Origin of the sequence: Providencia sp. NPDC089933, assembly GCF_049545585.1 — a bacterium.
GTDB classification, from domain to species: Bacteria; Pseudomonadota; Gammaproteobacteria; order Enterobacterales; family Enterobacteriaceae; genus Providencia; species Providencia huashanensis.
Map to the genome: position 1 here is coordinate 619084 of NZ_JBMWDT010000001.1, position 15648 is coordinate 634731.

A 15648-nucleotide genomic window follows, 5' to 3' on the forward strand; every position below is an offset into this window, starting at 1 on the left:
ACCCTTTATGTGGTGAAGTGTGGTCGCATAAAGGGTTTTTTATGTAGGAAAAGAGATGACTTATTCACGTTTTGTGTATGCAGTTATTGTCTCATTACTGCTACATGGTGGGCTAACTTATTACAGTCTACGGAGCAGTTCAGTATCTGCAAAAATATTGGTACCGATTAATTCAGATGTCATAACGGTTGCTCTATCTCAATTACTGGTTGAAAAACAAATCGCTAAAACTGAAGAGCCCCTTGTTGGCTCTGGTGGATTAATGAGTTCGCCAGTTGAATTGGAAAGCGCACTAATTGAGGTCGCAAAAACAAACAGTGAAACGCATAGCGAAGACAGTTCATCAAAAACAAAAATTAATTTGAATAAGCCCAAGAAAAGCTCAGAGAGTGAGAATAAAAAACGGGTCATCTCGAAAGAGATAGTAGAAAAAATAAACCATGATGAAACTGAGCAGCAGTTTAAGGAGGGGGATAACCAAATAGAATCGCTAGCGAGTGGAGAACAAGGGGAGCAGAAAACGAGAATGGTGGGCGATAATAGCAATGATATTCGGTTAAATTACCTTACAAGAATACGTAATGAGTTAGAACGCCATAAAAAATACCCACGGCGAGCGAAAATGATGAATAAGGAGGGCCATGTTGTTGTTCACTTTGAAATTACACCGCAAGGGGAGTTAACTAATGTTTATATTGTGAGGTCTGAACATAGTGAAATGTTTGGTAAAGCAGTACTTGACGCAACTAGACGTTACAGATCTGTTGGTGTAAAACCTGAAGGTGTTAATGCATTGAACAGCCTAACAATTTATTTCTCATTAGAGAAATAATAAGATAGAAAGACTGGCATCACAGCGATGTAATGCTTGGGTTGAAAAGCAAGCCGCCATAGTAAATAGCGGCTTCTTTGCAAATTATTTTTCAGCTGTTGAACTTTTTATTTCGTCACCTTCAGGTAACGTAACATTGAGCTCTAGAACAGAGATATCATCGCCTTTTTGTTCAAACTGCACTGATAACATATCAGGGTCAACCTGAACATATTTACAAATAACTTGCAGAATATCGCGTTTCATATCGGCCAGATATGGGGGCTCACTATCACCACGGCGACGTTCTGCAACGATGATTTGCAATCGCTCTTTTGCGATATTCGCTGTCGGTTTTTTTCTCGACAGAAAGAAATCCAATAAAGCCATTATTTATCCCCCAAATAGGCGTTTTAAGAAACCTTTTTTCTCTTCTTCAATGAAACGGATAGGGCGTTCTTCGCCTAAAATACGTGCAACACAATCATCATACGCTTGGCCCGCTTCGGACTCAGTATCTAAAATAACGGGTTCACCTTGGTTAGATGAGCGCAGTACCGATTGATCTTCAGGAATAACACCAATTAAAGGAATGCAAAGGATTTCAAGTACATCTTCCATACTTAGCATATCACCGCGGGTAACACGGCCTGGGTTATAACGAGTCAGTAGTAAATGTTCTTTAATTGGCTCTTCACCTCTTTCAGCACGACGTGATTTAGAGGCTAAAATACCTAAAATACGGTCAGAGTCACGGACGGAAGAAACTTCTGGGTTTGTAGTAATAATAGCTTCATCAGCAAAGTAGAGCGCCATTAATGCGCCACTTTCAATACCAGCTGGTGAGTCACAAACGATAAAGTCAAAGCCCAAGTTATCACTTAATTCATCAAGGACTTTAGCGACCCCCTCACGAGTTAATGCATCTTTGTCGCGAGTTTGTGAAGCGGGTAAAATAAATAGGTTTTCGGTGCGTTTATCTTTAATCAGTGCCTGATTTAGGGTAGCGTCACCTTGGATGACGTTCACGAAGTCATACACTACTCGACGTTCACACCCCATAATAAGGTCAAGGTTACGTAGGCCGATATCAAAATCGATCACTACCGTTTTGTTTCCTTTTTGTGCCAGGCCAGTAGCTATGGCCGCGCTTGAAGTGGTTTTACCAACGCCACCTTTACCAGAAGTCACTACAATTATGCGTGCCATGAATAATTCCTTGTAAATAAGGTCTAAATTAAATATTCGATGTTAAGTTTATTATCAACTAAACGAAGTTTAGTTGCTTTGGCAAGATAATCAGCAGGGATTTGATCGCTCAACCAATATTCACCTGCAATTGAAACTAATTCAGCTTGCAAGTGAGTACAGTAAATCTGGCTTTCAACATCACCAGAGGCACCTGCTAATGCGCGACCTCTCATCATGCCATATATATGAATATTACCATCTGCTAACAGTTCTGCACCTGCGCTCACATTACTTGTGACGATTAGATCACTATTTGGTGCGTAAATGCGTTGCCCAGAACGAACAGGGGTATTTATAATTCGAGTTTTACGATACTGCGGCTCAGTTTGAACCGTCGTAACCTGAGTTTCAGCTTGCACTTCAACAGGTTTTTGGCTTTTACCTTCATTCAATACCGGTAAACCAACATCATTTGCTTTTTGTCGTAACTGTGGGTCAGTACATCCGCTGACACCGACAATTCGTAAACCAGCTGAAATAACGGACTTGTGAATACTCGATAAGTCTACATTTGGTGATAGTTCAGCAATATTAATTACGACAGGGGCATTTTTAAAGAAGTCAGGAGCTTGACTTACTTTATCTTGCAGCGCTTTTTTGATGAGTTTAGGCTCTTCACTGTATAAGTGAATTACTGAAAGAGTAAAACTGCTGCCTTTAAGTTCTATTGGCGATTGTGGCATCTATCTAGACTCAGCAAATTAAAATTTCCGAAACAATCCTCGGGTGAAGATATTCTGTAAAACAATAGCATGTTATAGTTACTGTATTCTTCAAGCAAGCTAATGAACTAAGAAAAAGAGTTAAATATAATGATTTGTGCAATTTATAGAAGCCCTAAGCGTGAGCAAACTTATCTTTATATTGAAAAGAAAGATGATTTTTCACGGGTTCCTGAGGACTTATTAGCCCAATTTGGAACACCACAATTTGCTATGCTTATTGCGTTGGATAAACGCGACAGGCTTGCCAATGCTGACTTAGCACGTGTTAAGGCCGATCTTATCGATGTTGGTTATTACCTACAATTCCCACCTCCGGTGGAAAATTTGCTTTCAGAACACAAAGAACTGAATAACTGAAGCAAATTAAGAAAATCCTGAAAAGTAATTCTGTCTGGAGGATACGAATGAAACCAACATTATTATATACATTAGTCGCTGGTTTGCTTTTAGCAAGTTGTTCTGCGACACAACCTGAATCCGTGGTAACTCAACCGATTACTGCAAAACAAAACGAGGCAATAATTCAAGAAGTTGCCGCGCTAGATAAAGCATTTCCAATTGAACAACGTGAACCAGAGCAATTTCCTGCCTATGTGGAATTACTAAAAGAACATGCTGTTGCACAAGGGATTAAACCCGCAACGATTGAGCGAGCCTTTGCTAATATACATTTTATAGAGCGAGTGGTAAAAGCAGATAAAGGTCAGCCAGAAAAAAGAGCGACCGTTACATTAGCCAGCTATTTAAAAAATGTCTTGCCACAATCACGGGTTAACGCAGGGTATAATAAATACTTAGAAAATAAAAACTTGTTGGATTCCACTAGCCAAAAATATGGGGTGCCACCCCAATTTATTGTATCGTTATGGGGATTAGAAAGTGGATTTGGGCGCTCTCAAGGGAAAGAGGATGTCATTTCTGCTCTTGCGACACTGTCGTTCGAAGGGCGTAGAGAGGCGCTTTTTAGTAAACAATTATTAGCCGCACTTGAAATAATGGATAAAGGCTTCATTCCAGAAGACCAGCAATTGAAAGGTTCATGGGCCGGGGCGATGGGGCAGAGCCAATTTATGCCAACCTCATACTTATCCTATGCCGCAGATGGCGATGGCGATGGGAAAATGGATATATGGGCTAATAAGGCCGATGTTTTTGCCTCTATTGCCAATTACCTATCAACTGAGGGCTGGCAATCACAATTACCTTGGGGTTATCAAGTCACTTTACCTGCTGATTTCAATCGAACTCTGGAAGGCGTAAAAACTGAACAAGGGAAAACAGTGAGCGAATGGCAACAATTAGGTGTTAAATTGCCTACAAGTGCGCAATTATCTCCAGACGTGAAAACATGGGTAGTTATCCCTGATGATCCAGAAGGGAGAACATTTTTAGTGACTGAAAACTTTCGCACCATTATGCATTGGAACCGCTCATATTATTTTGCACTGAGTGTTTGTATGATGGCAGATGGCATCGCTAACAAAATAAAATAATGATAGTAGATAGGAGTCCCCTTATGTATCAACATCGTGATTGGCAAGGTGCGTTACTTGATTTCCCAGCAAACAAAGTAGTTTGTGTGGGTAGTAACTATGCAAAGCATATTAAAGAGATGGGGTCAGCGGTTCCTGAAGAGCCTGTGGTTTTTATTAAGCCAGAAACAGCTTTATGCGATATTACACAATCAATTGTTATTCCAAAAGATTTTGGTGAGGTTCACCATGAAATTGAAATGGCAATTTTAATTGGTATGCCGTTAAAAAATGCCGATGAAGACCGAGTTTCGCGTTCTATTGTCGGTTATGCAGTTGCTCTGGATTTAACATTACGGGATCTACAAGCTAAATTTAAGCAAGCAGGGCAGCCATGGGAAAAAAGCAAAGCTTTTGACGGTTCTTGCCCAATTTCTGGTTTTATTCCTGTTAGTAACCCGAATGACCTACAAAATATTGAGCTTTCTTTGGAAATTAATGGTGAAGTTCGCCAAAGCGGCTCGACGCGTGATATGATCACCCCAATTTTACCACTGATTAGCTACATGTCCCGTTTCTTTACTCTACGTGCAGGGGATGTCATTTTGACTGGGACTCCTGAAGGTGTAGGCCCATTGGCTTCTGGTGATATGCTGAAGTTATCGATAAATGATCATTCGCTGACTACTCGAATTATTTAATTATAGGATTAATTAGTATTATGTCGCAGTTTTGGCAAGTTAAAACATTGGATGAAATGACGGATGAGGAATGGGAGTCTCTCTGTGACGGGTGTGGGCAATGTTGCTTACACAAATTAATGGATGAAGACACTGATGAAATCTATTTTACTAATGTAGCTTGCAATCAGCTAAATTTAAAAACATGTCAATGTAAGCATTATGAAGACAGGTTTAGTTATGAAGCGGACTGTATTAAACTTAATCGTTATAATTTAGAAACGTTTGAGTGGTTACCCAATACGTGTGCTTATCGTTTGTTACTTGAAGGTAAGTCGCTCCCTGCTTGGCATCCATTGAAAACAGGTTCAAAAGCTGCGATGCATAGTGAGGGTATTTCGGTTCGCCATATTGCTGTAAAAGAAATTGATGTGGTGGATTGGGAAGAACACATTATGAACCGGCCTATGGGTAGGGGGTAATATTCCCCCTCATTGGTAAGGTAATTTTAATGGGTATCTCTTTACTAACCGCAGCTTTATCTATTCTCATCAATGCATCTTTATTGCCTGCTCTTGGGGTTTTTATCGAAAAATTCTGTCAGTATGCAGAGACGATGCTTTATACATTTTAGACATTATTGAGTTAAATAGAATCAATAATATCGAAAGAACTATTTTGGAATAATGCCAGTTTTAAGCATAGATATTATTTCATATGTTGACTTTAACGATAAAAAATTATTTATTAATATCATTCGATTGTTTTAGCTTATTAAAAACACTTAATTTATTAAGCAGAAATTTCCAATTAAACTGTGCCTTAGAACACATTTATTATTGTAGTTACGCAAAAAAAAAGCCCATTTATAATAGCAGCCGCACAACTAGTGGCTCCTTGCTTTGCTTTTATAAAGATAGTCCGCTACCCTATTTTAACAGAAGTGATTTGAGGGTCTGGAATGAAAACGTTTGGTGTTGTGCTCACAATCATTGGGTTAATTACAGCGATTATTTCTTATAATATGGATGTTAGTATCCCTATTGTTTATGGAGAGTCGATTAAAGACACAGGCTTAGCATTTGATAGGCAAAATTATATTATTGGTAGTTTGCTGGTTGCAGTTTTTGGAGTATTAATTGTTATTTTTGATAGTAGAAAGCGTAAATAATAAGGCCGCTTGGGGTGATAAGGCCTCTCTTTTTCTTACTAGATATAGACTAAAATCACTAAAATTAACTAACTATAATCCTATGTATTCCTTCCATATAGCAGAAAGAGTCTAAACCCTTAGATTCTTTTTTATCTTATCGACACAAATTGTCGTATCCAAAATAATAATGACATTTTTAATATACAACACTAACGTGTAGTATTTTTACCTACTAATAGGTGGTATTTACGGTAATTTGTTGTTAGTTTGCTATTATTTATTTATAATAAGCTAGCCTAACGTAAATAGGGGGTTGTGTGAAAAAAATATTCATTTTTACTGCGTTAATAGCAATAGCGGGTTGTGTATCTAAAAATACTAAAACAGAGCCTCAACAAGCAGTAGGGATGCCTAATCCTGCATCGGTATATTGTGTACAATCTGGTGGTAAATCTGAGACGGTTGATACTCCTAGCGGGCAGGTTGGCTATTGTATTTTGCCTTCAAAAGAAAGAATAGAAGAATGGGAGCTATATCGTAAAGGCCATTCAAACTAACCTTCCTTTTCATCGTTATTAGCAAAGGCTCTACTCCTTATGGGCTTTTGCTATACCACCATCAGGCATTCTCCTTTTTTAGTGATTAATCATTTCAATTTATTAGCCGATATTAAATGAGTATCAATCGTTTTTTGCTCGTCATAAAGCAGATAACGGAATGATATGTTGCAGATAGTATCCGTCAACTATTCCGTATGTACTTTAGGCGACATTTTAAGAAAGGCATATTGATTTAGTAAAGGTAAGCTAGTCGGTATATGGCAAATTATTGATATAAAATATTTTTATCTGTTAATGTCTCAAAATTGTTAAATTATGATACTAAAATGGAGATAGCTACTTTATGTTATGTAATCGACAAAAAATGAGCGTTATTCACGGGATTGAATATTTTGAAAAACGGTAAACTCTCTTTTTTATGCATAAATGAGGGTAAGAAAAACATCTTTTATTGATGGCTTTAAGCTTAGGATCACACTTTAACACACCATGAGAGTAAATTAGGAATATTCTTAATGATAAAAAACGGTGTATAGATCACATTTTTGGCTGTTGTTCGGTTTGAGAAAATACGCGTATTTTCATATGGTTATAAAATAGAAAAATTGACATAAGTTAGTTTATAGTTTGTGCAGCGATTCTGTTTTTTTATTTTATATCAAAAACAATGATAATTTTTTCTAACATAGGCTTACTTGTACAAGTTGATATTGAGTTTTTAGTAATAATTTAGAGTTGAATGAAAAGAGGATTATATTGCGATTTTATCGTCATTTTCGTTAACATTCTAAATTTGTCCTCATCATAAATATTATTATTTTAATTAAAATCGATGTTTCTCCCTCCAAAACACACATTTCAGAATTTTAATAACGACCAAAGCTGACTGTTGATATAAAAACTCACTTATACACTCATGGTGTGTTTTTTAGGTTTTAAGCATAACAATTCGGTATTAAATTTTTTTTTGAAATCGAAATTTATTACGAATACCAGTAAAAATACATTAATAAAATTAATGATATAGTCTTTAGGTGATAGTCGTTAATAGATATATGCTAGTGTTATTTTGCGACTAAAAGTATCAAAATGTGTAATTTAGTATCATTTTAATATGGTAAATGTATTTTTTGTTGTTCATATAAATCTAATTTATTAGGAATTAATAGTTAATTAAATCTATAATTCAATAAAATTAAGATTTTTTTCTAAAATTTAAGCGCAGCACGAGTAATTTAGTGAAATGATCACATCAAGTAACTCAATCAATAGATCAGTTTTAATAGGTGTTGCCTATTAAAAAATAAATAAGCGATGGTAAAAACGATTTAATAAAACTTAAGTTATTATGTATCCTCTCTTCGAAATCATATAGAGCATATGATTATAAATTCTAAATAGGACTAATTAAGAAATATATTTATTTGCATTAATACGAATGGTTCAAAGTGAAGCATAAACTACCAGTCATACTCTATGTATGACTAGGCTCTTGCATTTATTTTTTGCCTAACAATAAAACAAAAAACTTAATCAGTTCTTTTTAATGTGAAAAATAAATACCCTCATATTAGGAAATGAAAATGAAGAAAGTACTACTGACTGCAGTTGCAACAACTATTATTGGCTTATCAACAGCTAACGCTGCAAGCACCAACGTTGGTGGCGGCCAAGTTAACTTTCACGGTAAAGTGACCGATGTTTCTTGTACTGTTTCTGTGGATGGACAAGGTAGTGATGCTAGCGTTTACTTAGCGCCAGTTTCATTAACAGAAGTTCGTGATGGTGGTGCAGATGCATTGTTAAAACCAAAATCTTTTGTTATTGACGTAACTAACTGTGTTGCAGCAGATGTTAAAGATGCAGCTAATGATTCCGCGATCGATAAAACGTTATTAAACGTTAACTGGACTGGTGGTAACTTACTGCAAGGTGCATCAGGTAACTCAGAAGGTTACTTAGCAAATACTGAAACTACAGGTGCTAAAAATATTCAATTGGCACTTTCAACTGATGATAGCTCTGACTTATCAGGTAAAATCATTCCTGGTAACCCATCTCAGAAAAAAGTTAAAGGTGACTTAACTAAAGTTGAGAATGGAGCTCGTTTCCAATACTACGTTGGTTACGCAACTTCTACACCTAAAGATGTCACAACAGGTGAAGTTAAAAGTTATGCAACTTATGAAATCACTTACCAATAAGAATGTAATAAGTTAATTCCTTATTAGTTTTAATTACATAAGCATTGTTTAAATATTAATTTAATCAGCATTACTTTGATAAGCGGTAGGTATACTGCCGCTTTTATTTTGAGGTTCAAATGAAAGCAATAGTATTTATCTTCTGCTTCATTTTCAGTATGCATTCATTTGCTAATAATATTATCGTTAATGGTACACGGTTTATTTATCCTGGAAATGAAAAAGAAATTACCGTGCAATTAAATAATACTGCCGATCGTCCTGCAATTGCACAAGCGTGGCTTGATACAGGAGATGCGTCAGAAACACCAGATACGATAAAAACCCCATTTCAGATTACACCACCAATTTCGCGTGTAGAAGCTAAAGGTGGGCAAACGTTACGAATCAAATTAATGGATAAAGGAAGTATTCCTCAAGATCGCGAAAGCTTATGGTGGTTGAATATTTTGGATATTCCCCCTATGGCTAAAGCTAAAGAAGGGGATAGTCAGAATGTATTGCAACTAGCGATCCGTTCTAGATTTAAATTCTTTTATCGGCCAGCAGGGCTGAGTAGCCGTGAATTAGCGCCAGAGCAACTTGTTATAAAAGCAAATGGCAAGAGCATTATCATAGATAACCCGACACCTTACTATATTACCATTACAAAAATTTCAACAGATGGTAAATCAGGGTTAAATGAAAAAACAATTTTATTAGAACCAAAAAGTCAAACGACAGTTGAATTAAAACAAGCCGTAAGGTCAGGAAGTCATATCGTAATTAATAATATTAATGATTATGGGTCAGATATTGCGGTGAAAACCACCGTTAAATAGGAATATATAATGAAACAGCGAGAGTTAATAAATAAATATAGCAATACGCTCTCTGTGACTTGCTTTGTCACTGCATGCATGGTGCCTACATTTAATGCTTGGGGTGAAGAAGATACAACCTATGAATTTAATAGTGGTTTTATTATAGGTAGTAAGGAAGATGTTGATTTAACGCGTTTCAATTCTTCAGGGATCAGCCCCGGTAAATATTCAGTTGACGTATATACGAATAACAATTGGAAGGGGCGCTACGATCTTAATTTTGAAGAACAAAAAAACGGTCAACTAGGGGTGTGTTATACACCAGAAATGCTTTCTGACTTTGGTATTAATATTGAAAAGCTAAATCCTACGGTTAGTAAAGATAGTAATACTTGTTTACCTTTAATGGATTGGAATGATCAAAAAGACGTTGTAGATACATTTCATTCTTCTACATTGCGTTTGGATATTTCTGTTCCACAAATATATGAACAGAGAACTTCCCGTGGTTATGTTTCTCCTCAATTTTGGGAAACGGGCATTCCTGCACTAAATATCGGTTATATGGCTAACTATTATGATAACCATACCAGTGGCTCAAAGGGAACGAATAACGCTAGCGCTTATTTAGGGCTGAATGCTGGTTTAAGTTTTGATGGATGGCTACTCAAACATATTGGAAACTTTAATTGGCAGCGTCATGGCGGGACGAATTGGAATAGCAATCAAACATATCTGCAAAAACCAATCGCCGAACTAAAATCAAAAGCGACAGCAGGGCAGTTTTATACCGATGGTGATCTCTTTGACAGTATTAGTTTGCGTGGTGCAAAACTAGCAACAGATGACAATATGTATCCTGATGGAATGGCAACATACGCGCCTGAAATCAGAGGAATAGCACAAAGTAATGCCTTAGTAACAGTAACACAAAATAACTCTATTATTTATCAAACAACGGTTTCACCTGGGCCTTTTAGCTTGACGGATGTTTATCCATCAGGTTACGGGAATGATTTGGTTGTAACAGTAAAAGAAGCTGACGGAAGTGAAAGTAGCTTTAGCGTGCCATATTCATCATTAGCACAGCTATTACGTCCTGGTTTTACACGTTATCAAGTTGCTGGTGGTAAAGCTGATGCTGATGGGTTGAGAAATCGTCCATTTATTATGCAAGGTACTATTCAACATGGTTTGAATAATACGTTTACGCTTTATGGTGGTGTCACTGCATTTGATGACTATCAAGCTTACTTAGTTGGTACTGGTGTTAACACTGGGTTTGGTGCAGTTGCTGTGGATTTAACTCAGTCTAGAACCGCATTTAAATATAGAACAGAAAATGGGCAAAGTTACCGTCTAACATTTAGTCGTTTGTTTACTCAAACGGATACTAACTTGGTATTAGCTGCTTATCGGTATTCAACGAAAGATTACTATAACGTCAGTAATGCATTATATGCGATAGATAACGATAAGCGTGGCGTAGAGAATACATTAGGACGCGAGAAAAATGGCTTTAGTTATACAGTAAATCAAAACCTTCCTGATGGTTATGGTGGGGTTTATTTTACGGGCCGTATTTCTAATTACTGGGATAAGTCAGGGACAGAAAAGCAATACCAACTGAGTTATAACAATAATTTTAATCGTCTTTCTTATGGCGTCGCATTTATGAGAGTTTATGCGGAAAATACCAATAATAAAAAAGATGACCGAATCAACTTAAACTTTAGCTACCCACTGTATTTCGGTGAGAGTCAGAGCGCAACATTAACTTCAAATACGACATTCAATAATGAAAAATTTGGTTCCAGCCAAATCGGTGCGAGTGGTGCATTTGATAGAGATAATAATTGGACTTATGGCGTAAATACTTCAGTTGCAAATGGTGGACAGAAAAATATTGGTTTGAATACGGGTTATCGTGCACCGTTTGTTAATACGAATGCGAACTATAGCCAAGGTCAGGGGTATCGTCAGTTTGGGCTTGGTGCAAATGGTTCAATGATTGTGCACTCTGAAGGCATCACATTCACACCAAATACTTCAACAACGTTGGCTTTAATTGAAGCGAAAGGTGCGGAAGGTGCATCAATCATGGGAGCACCGGGAACACGGATTGACGGAAATGGTTATGCTATTGCTCCTTATGTCAGAGCTTATCGCATTAATAATGTAGAAATTGATCCAAAAGGAAGTCCTGAAGATATTGTTTTTGAAAATACAGCAACGCAAGTTGTTCCTTATGAAGGGAGTATCGTTAAGGTTAAATTTGGTACTAAAGTCGAAAAGAATATCGCATTTAATGTTGTAAGACCTGGAAATAAGCCATTGCCATTTGGGGCGAATGTTACTGATATAGATGGTGAGTCCATAGGTATCGTTGGTCAAGGTGGTACAGTATTTATTAGTAGCGAAACTGCAAAAGTGGCAATTATAAAATGGGAAAACGGGCAGTGTTCATTTTCTTTAGAAGCTGGCAATAGTAAGGAAAGTTTATGTCAATAACGAAACAAATTTGCTTGTATATCGGAGTTGGTGTGTTTCTTACCGCGAGTTATGCTTCTGCGTATTGTAATAGAACTTCAACCCGGACATATGAATTAAATATGCAGATGGGGAGAGTCGTGGTAGACCCTAACTTAAATGTTGGCGATACCATTGCGGAGCAAACATGGGATATGCGGGAAAACTCAAGTGCTATTTATGCGTATTGTACGAGGAATACACCGATAACAGCCTCCGTGACTATGCCAAGTTTAGTTCCAGTAGGGAACAAAATTTACCAGACAAATGTGCCAGGAATTGGTATGAAATTTCACCGTGAAGGTGCGGTGAGAATGACGTACCCGGATACATTTTATGCGCCTAGATCAAGTAACTATTATCTTGCGGGTTCAAAATTTATTTTAACTCTGGTGAAAACTGCTCCGGTTACCGGTTCTGGAACTATAGCAAGTGGTCTTTATACGTCTTATGGATATACTCCAAACAACGACCCGTTTTTAATTACTAAGTTAGATGCTGAAGCTATCACAATAGTTTCACCTTCTTGCCAAGTTGAAGGGGGAACTGAAAAAAATGTGTATCTTGATCCTATTAAGCGCTCACAGCTGAATGGTACAGGGGCGACGGCAGGCGAAAAAGATTTTGATATTCGATTAATATGCAGTGGTGGTGTTAGTATTTCTGGTTTTGCAAATGTTAATATGACTTTCAGCGGCGATATTCCAACAAATATGAATAACCGACAAGGTGTTTTGGTTAATCAGAATAAATCCAGTAGCGGAGCTACAGGGGTTGGTATACAAGTTTTAGAACGTAAAGCTAATAAACCACTTATGTTTAATGAAAAATACAACGTTGGACGTTTAGTTGACCGGCAAACAAAATATCTTGATTTAAATTATAAAGCTCGTTATTACCAATATGGCCGTACAATTTCTGCTGGAGAAGTAAATTCTAAAATGGTTTTTAATATTACCTATGATTAAAGTTTTATACATAAATTTTGATTTAGTGTGATTATAATTAAACTAAATTTTTGGTGATGTTCTGTAAGTTGATAAAATCAACTTTAAATAAATGGCTAATCTTTATGTAGAAGATTAGCCATTTTATTTTAATAATCTTAGAAAAATAAAAGTACAAATAACATGGCATAAAAATGCTTATGTTATTTGTACTTTATTTGTATGAACTTAATGTTTTGATTGTATTAATATTGATCTTTAGAAGGGGCGATAACACTTTCAGCGGTGTATCTTAACTCTTGATTAAGTTCATTAGATAGTCCGTTTTCGTTTGATTTTGAACTACTTACATAACCTTGAAAAAACCATTCAATAGGGCAATTTAGCGCTTCTGCGATATCAACCAAATGATTAATTGGTATTTTATTAATACCATTTTCATAACGTGATATTTGTTGTTGGCTTAAATTTAGTTTATTAGCTAAATTGGCTCCAGATAGACCTAGTTCTTTTCTCCGGTTTTTTATCTTGATACCTATTAGAGTATGAATGTCCATATGACATCCTCAATTTATATGAAGGGTTATATTTAATATTTTTAATAAGATTTACATTATATAGTATATTAAAAACTAAAGTACTTTAAAAGTTCTAATGATGATAATTATGATAAAAATCTCCATTTACAACTAATGATTAATAAAAAATAACATTATTTTTAGTAGGGGGATTGTATCACTTAATAAGTAAAAATAATTAATTTTATTTTATTGCTTGAAAGTAAGGTTGTTAGCGCAAGTGAAAGATAGAAAATTTAGCTTAATACTTTCAATCTGGGCATGTTTTATATTGAAAGTACTATAGGTAACTCTATAAATACAACCAATTACGATATCTTTAATAGCAAACTATAAAATTCAAATGAAAAAGTTAAGAATGTGGTGTTATATTGTTAATTTTATGCTTAATATATTAACTCTAAATATAAGTTAACTATAAAACACACGCTTTAATAGGTTAATAATATTAATAAAATGTGAGTATTTATTAATTTAAATAAATGCTTAAATAATCTTATATGATGACTTTTTCAAATGGGTCATGTTTTGGGTTTTGGTTCCATATATACTCCATTTTAATAGCGATATCAGTTGCTATATTTAACCCATAGAAATCATTAACAATTTGCAACGACATATCAATACCGGCACTAATACCTGAAGAGGTATAAAATTTTCCGTCATGCACCCATCTTGCACTAGGTTGCCATAAAATTTTTTTATTTAGCGATGTAACCCAGTCATAGGCTAGTTTATTGGTGGTTGCGCGAAGCCCATTTAAAAGAGGGGTTTTTGCAATGAGTGCAGATCCTGTACAAACTGAAATCACAGTATCAGCAAACTCAAATTGTTTCATTAACCATTGGATGTACCTATCGTCTTGCGATAAAGGCCGAGTGCCTTGTCCCCCTGGGATTAAAATATGTTTATAGCGAGGCTTATCTACTCGTATAGTTTCAAGTGTGACACCTTGTGAGCTAGTCATAGGTAAGCCAGAAGGGGAAATAAAGTTAATTTTGCAATTATCTAAGCGGCCAAATACCTCTACAGGCCCCATGACATCAAGGGTTTCAAATTCATTAAAAAGAATGATAGCAATAGAGTCTAACGTCATAAGTCTCTCTGGCATTTCTGTAATGTGGCTATTTTGCCATGATTATTACTTCATTATTGGGATTTTGTGCACTTTATTAACACTAAAAGTAAGTGAAATTTTACAAATCATTCACACATAAACAAAATCACTAAAGTATACTGTAAATATGTATTGGGTTTTTTACTCCCTGAACAATGAGGTTAAAAATGAAACTATATGTTTATGACCATTGCCCATTTTGTGTCAGAGCCAGAATGATTTTTGGTTTGAAAAAGTTAGCGGTAGAACAGGTTTTTTTACTGGATGATGATAAAGAAACACCTATCAGTATGATAGGTAAAAAAATGTTACCTATCTTGCAAAAAGAGGATGGCAGCTATTTACCGGAAAGCTTAGATATTGTCCATTATATTGATAGCCTTAATGAACCTAAATATGCTAATGGAACGATTTACCCTGAAATAGAAACTTGGTCTAAGGCCGTATCTTCAGTCGTTTATAAACTTGTGACACCTCGCTTCACTGAAACTGATTTTCCTGAAATCAGTACAACTAAAGCAAGGGAGGCTTATATTGAACGCTCTACCAAATCGCATGGTGATTTAGGAGAACTGAAGAAAGAAACTCACACTTTATTAATAGAGTTAGAACCTCAAATGTCATTATTAGATGCGTGGTTAGAAACACGTGGGGAAGTTATTGATATTAATGATTTTATTATTTTCCCGATTCTACGTAGTTTGAGTATTGTCGACGAATTGTCATTCAGTACAAATATTAGCCATTATATGACCCGTATTGCAGAAGCCGCGAAGATTAATTTACTGTTTGACCAAGCCAAATAATTTTTGTGTTAA

At 35.9% G+C, this 15648-nt stretch carries 18 protein-coding genes; 13 read left to right on the forward strand and 5 right to left on the reverse strand.

The window, feature by feature from the left end; all coding sequences use genetic code 11:
- Window positions 1-55 precede the first annotated feature (55 nt).
- A complete protein-coding gene (locus tag ACPEH5_RS03145) occupies window positions 56-832 on the forward strand; it encodes an energy transducer TonB (protein ID WP_166684902.1) in 777 nt (258 codons plus the stop codon).
- Between the two features lie 84 nt (window positions 833-916).
- Here ACPEH5_RS03145 and minE read toward each other — a convergent pair whose 3' ends face one another.
- From minE to minC, 3 genes are read right to left on the reverse strand one after another with little or no spacing between them, the layout of a single operon-like run.
- Window positions 917-1201: a cell division topological specificity factor MinE gene (minE, locus tag ACPEH5_RS03150; protein WP_042843873.1), complete on the reverse strand. Its 285-nt coding sequence runs from the start codon at window positions 1199-1201 to the stop codon at window positions 917-919.
- A 3-nt stretch (window positions 1202-1204) separates the two neighbouring features.
- Window positions 1205-2020 (reverse strand): septum site-determining protein MinD, encoded by an 816-nt coding sequence (gene minD / locus ACPEH5_RS03155; protein ID WP_042843872.1) that lies wholly within the window; start codon window positions 2018-2020, stop codon window positions 1205-1207.
- A 23-nt stretch (window positions 2021-2043) separates the two neighbouring features.
- Window positions 2044-2745: a septum site-determining protein MinC gene (gene minC, locus ACPEH5_RS03160; protein WP_129465877.1), complete on the reverse strand. Its 702-nt coding sequence runs from the start codon at window positions 2743-2745 to the stop codon at window positions 2044-2046.
- 129 nt (window positions 2746-2874) lie between these two features.
- On the opposite strand from minC, the gene ACPEH5_RS03165 reads away from it, so the two are divergent.
- The 11 genes from ACPEH5_RS03165 to ACPEH5_RS03215 all read left to right on the forward strand — a co-directional run bounded on the left by ACPEH5_RS03165 (window position 2875) and on the right by ACPEH5_RS03215 (window position 13156).
- Window positions 2875-3144: a YcgL domain-containing protein gene (locus tag ACPEH5_RS03165; protein WP_042843869.1), complete on the forward strand. Its 270-nt coding sequence runs from the start codon at window positions 2875-2877 to the stop codon at window positions 3142-3144.
- Window positions 3145-3191: 47 nt separating this feature from the next.
- Complete coding sequence (locus ACPEH5_RS03170; protein ID WP_042843868.1) at window positions 3192-4280, forward strand: lytic murein transglycosylase; 1089 nt, start codon at window positions 3192-3194, stop codon at window positions 4278-4280.
- 23 nt (window positions 4281-4303) lie between these two features.
- Complete coding sequence (locus ACPEH5_RS03175; RefSeq protein WP_042843866.1) at window positions 4304-4960, forward strand: fumarylacetoacetate hydrolase family protein; 657 nt, start codon at window positions 4304-4306, stop codon at window positions 4958-4960.
- A gap of 20 nt (window positions 4961-4980) precedes the next feature.
- Entirely contained in the window at window positions 4981-5421 is a 441-nt protein-coding gene (locus ACPEH5_RS03180) for a YcgN family cysteine cluster protein (protein ID WP_042843865.1), read from the forward strand.
- A 29-nt stretch (window positions 5422-5450) separates the two neighbouring features.
- Window positions 5451-5573 carry a hypothetical protein gene (locus ACPEH5_RS03185; RefSeq protein ID WP_259671930.1) on the forward strand — a complete coding sequence of 41 codons (123 nt, stop codon included), beginning with the start codon at window positions 5451-5453 and terminating at the stop codon, window positions 5571-5573.
- 327 nt (window positions 5574-5900) lie between these two features.
- A complete protein-coding gene (locus ACPEH5_RS03190; protein ID WP_166684904.1) occupies window positions 5901-6110 on the forward strand; it encodes a hypothetical protein in 210 nt (69 codons plus the stop codon).
- A gap of 299 nt (window positions 6111-6409) precedes the next feature.
- Window positions 6410-6649, forward strand: coding sequence for a putative hemolysin (locus tag ACPEH5_RS03195; protein WP_166686513.1), 240 nt, complete (start codon window positions 6410-6412; stop codon window positions 6647-6649).
- Window positions 6650-8235: 1586 nt separating this feature from the next.
- Window positions 8236-8856: a fimbrial protein gene (locus ACPEH5_RS03200; RefSeq protein ID WP_129465879.1), complete on the forward strand. Its 621-nt coding sequence runs from the start codon at window positions 8236-8238 to the stop codon at window positions 8854-8856.
- A gap of 119 nt (window positions 8857-8975) precedes the next feature.
- Complete coding sequence (locus ACPEH5_RS03205; RefSeq protein ID WP_129465880.1) at window positions 8976-9677, forward strand: fimbrial biogenesis chaperone; 702 nt, start codon at window positions 8976-8978, stop codon at window positions 9675-9677.
- A gap of 9 nt (window positions 9678-9686) precedes the next feature.
- Window positions 9687-12170: a fimbria/pilus outer membrane usher protein gene (locus ACPEH5_RS03210; RefSeq protein ID WP_129465881.1), complete on the forward strand. Its 2484-nt coding sequence runs from the start codon at window positions 9687-9689 to the stop codon at window positions 12168-12170.
- Window positions 12161-13156 carry a fimbrial protein gene (locus ACPEH5_RS03215; RefSeq protein ID WP_129465882.1) on the forward strand — a complete coding sequence of 332 codons (996 nt, stop codon included), beginning with the start codon at window positions 12161-12163 and terminating at the stop codon, window positions 13154-13156. Before ACPEH5_RS03210 ends, ACPEH5_RS03215 begins: the two co-directional genes overlap by 10 nt.
- A gap of 224 nt (window positions 13157-13380) precedes the next feature.
- Here ACPEH5_RS03215 and ACPEH5_RS03220 read toward each other — a convergent pair whose 3' ends face one another.
- Together ACPEH5_RS03220 and ACPEH5_RS03225 are read right to left on the reverse strand one after the other, a co-directional pair.
- The gene (locus ACPEH5_RS03220; RefSeq protein ID WP_042843858.1) at window positions 13381-13692 is read right to left on the reverse strand and encodes a helix-turn-helix domain-containing protein; all 312 of its coding nucleotides are present in this window, start codon (window positions 13690-13692) and stop codon (window positions 13381-13383) included.
- A gap of 517 nt (window positions 13693-14209) precedes the next feature.
- Complete coding sequence (locus ACPEH5_RS03225; RefSeq protein ID WP_129465883.1) at window positions 14210-14809, reverse strand: DJ-1/PfpI family protein; 600 nt, start codon at window positions 14807-14809, stop codon at window positions 14210-14212.
- Window positions 14810-14997: 188 nt separating this feature from the next.
- Here ACPEH5_RS03225 and grxB point away from each other — a divergent pair, with 188 nt between their 5' ends.
- Window positions 14998-15636: a glutaredoxin 2 gene (gene grxB / locus ACPEH5_RS03230; RefSeq protein ID WP_206227344.1), complete on the forward strand. Its 639-nt coding sequence runs from the start codon at window positions 14998-15000 to the stop codon at window positions 15634-15636.
- Window positions 15637-15648 lie beyond the last annotated feature (12 nt).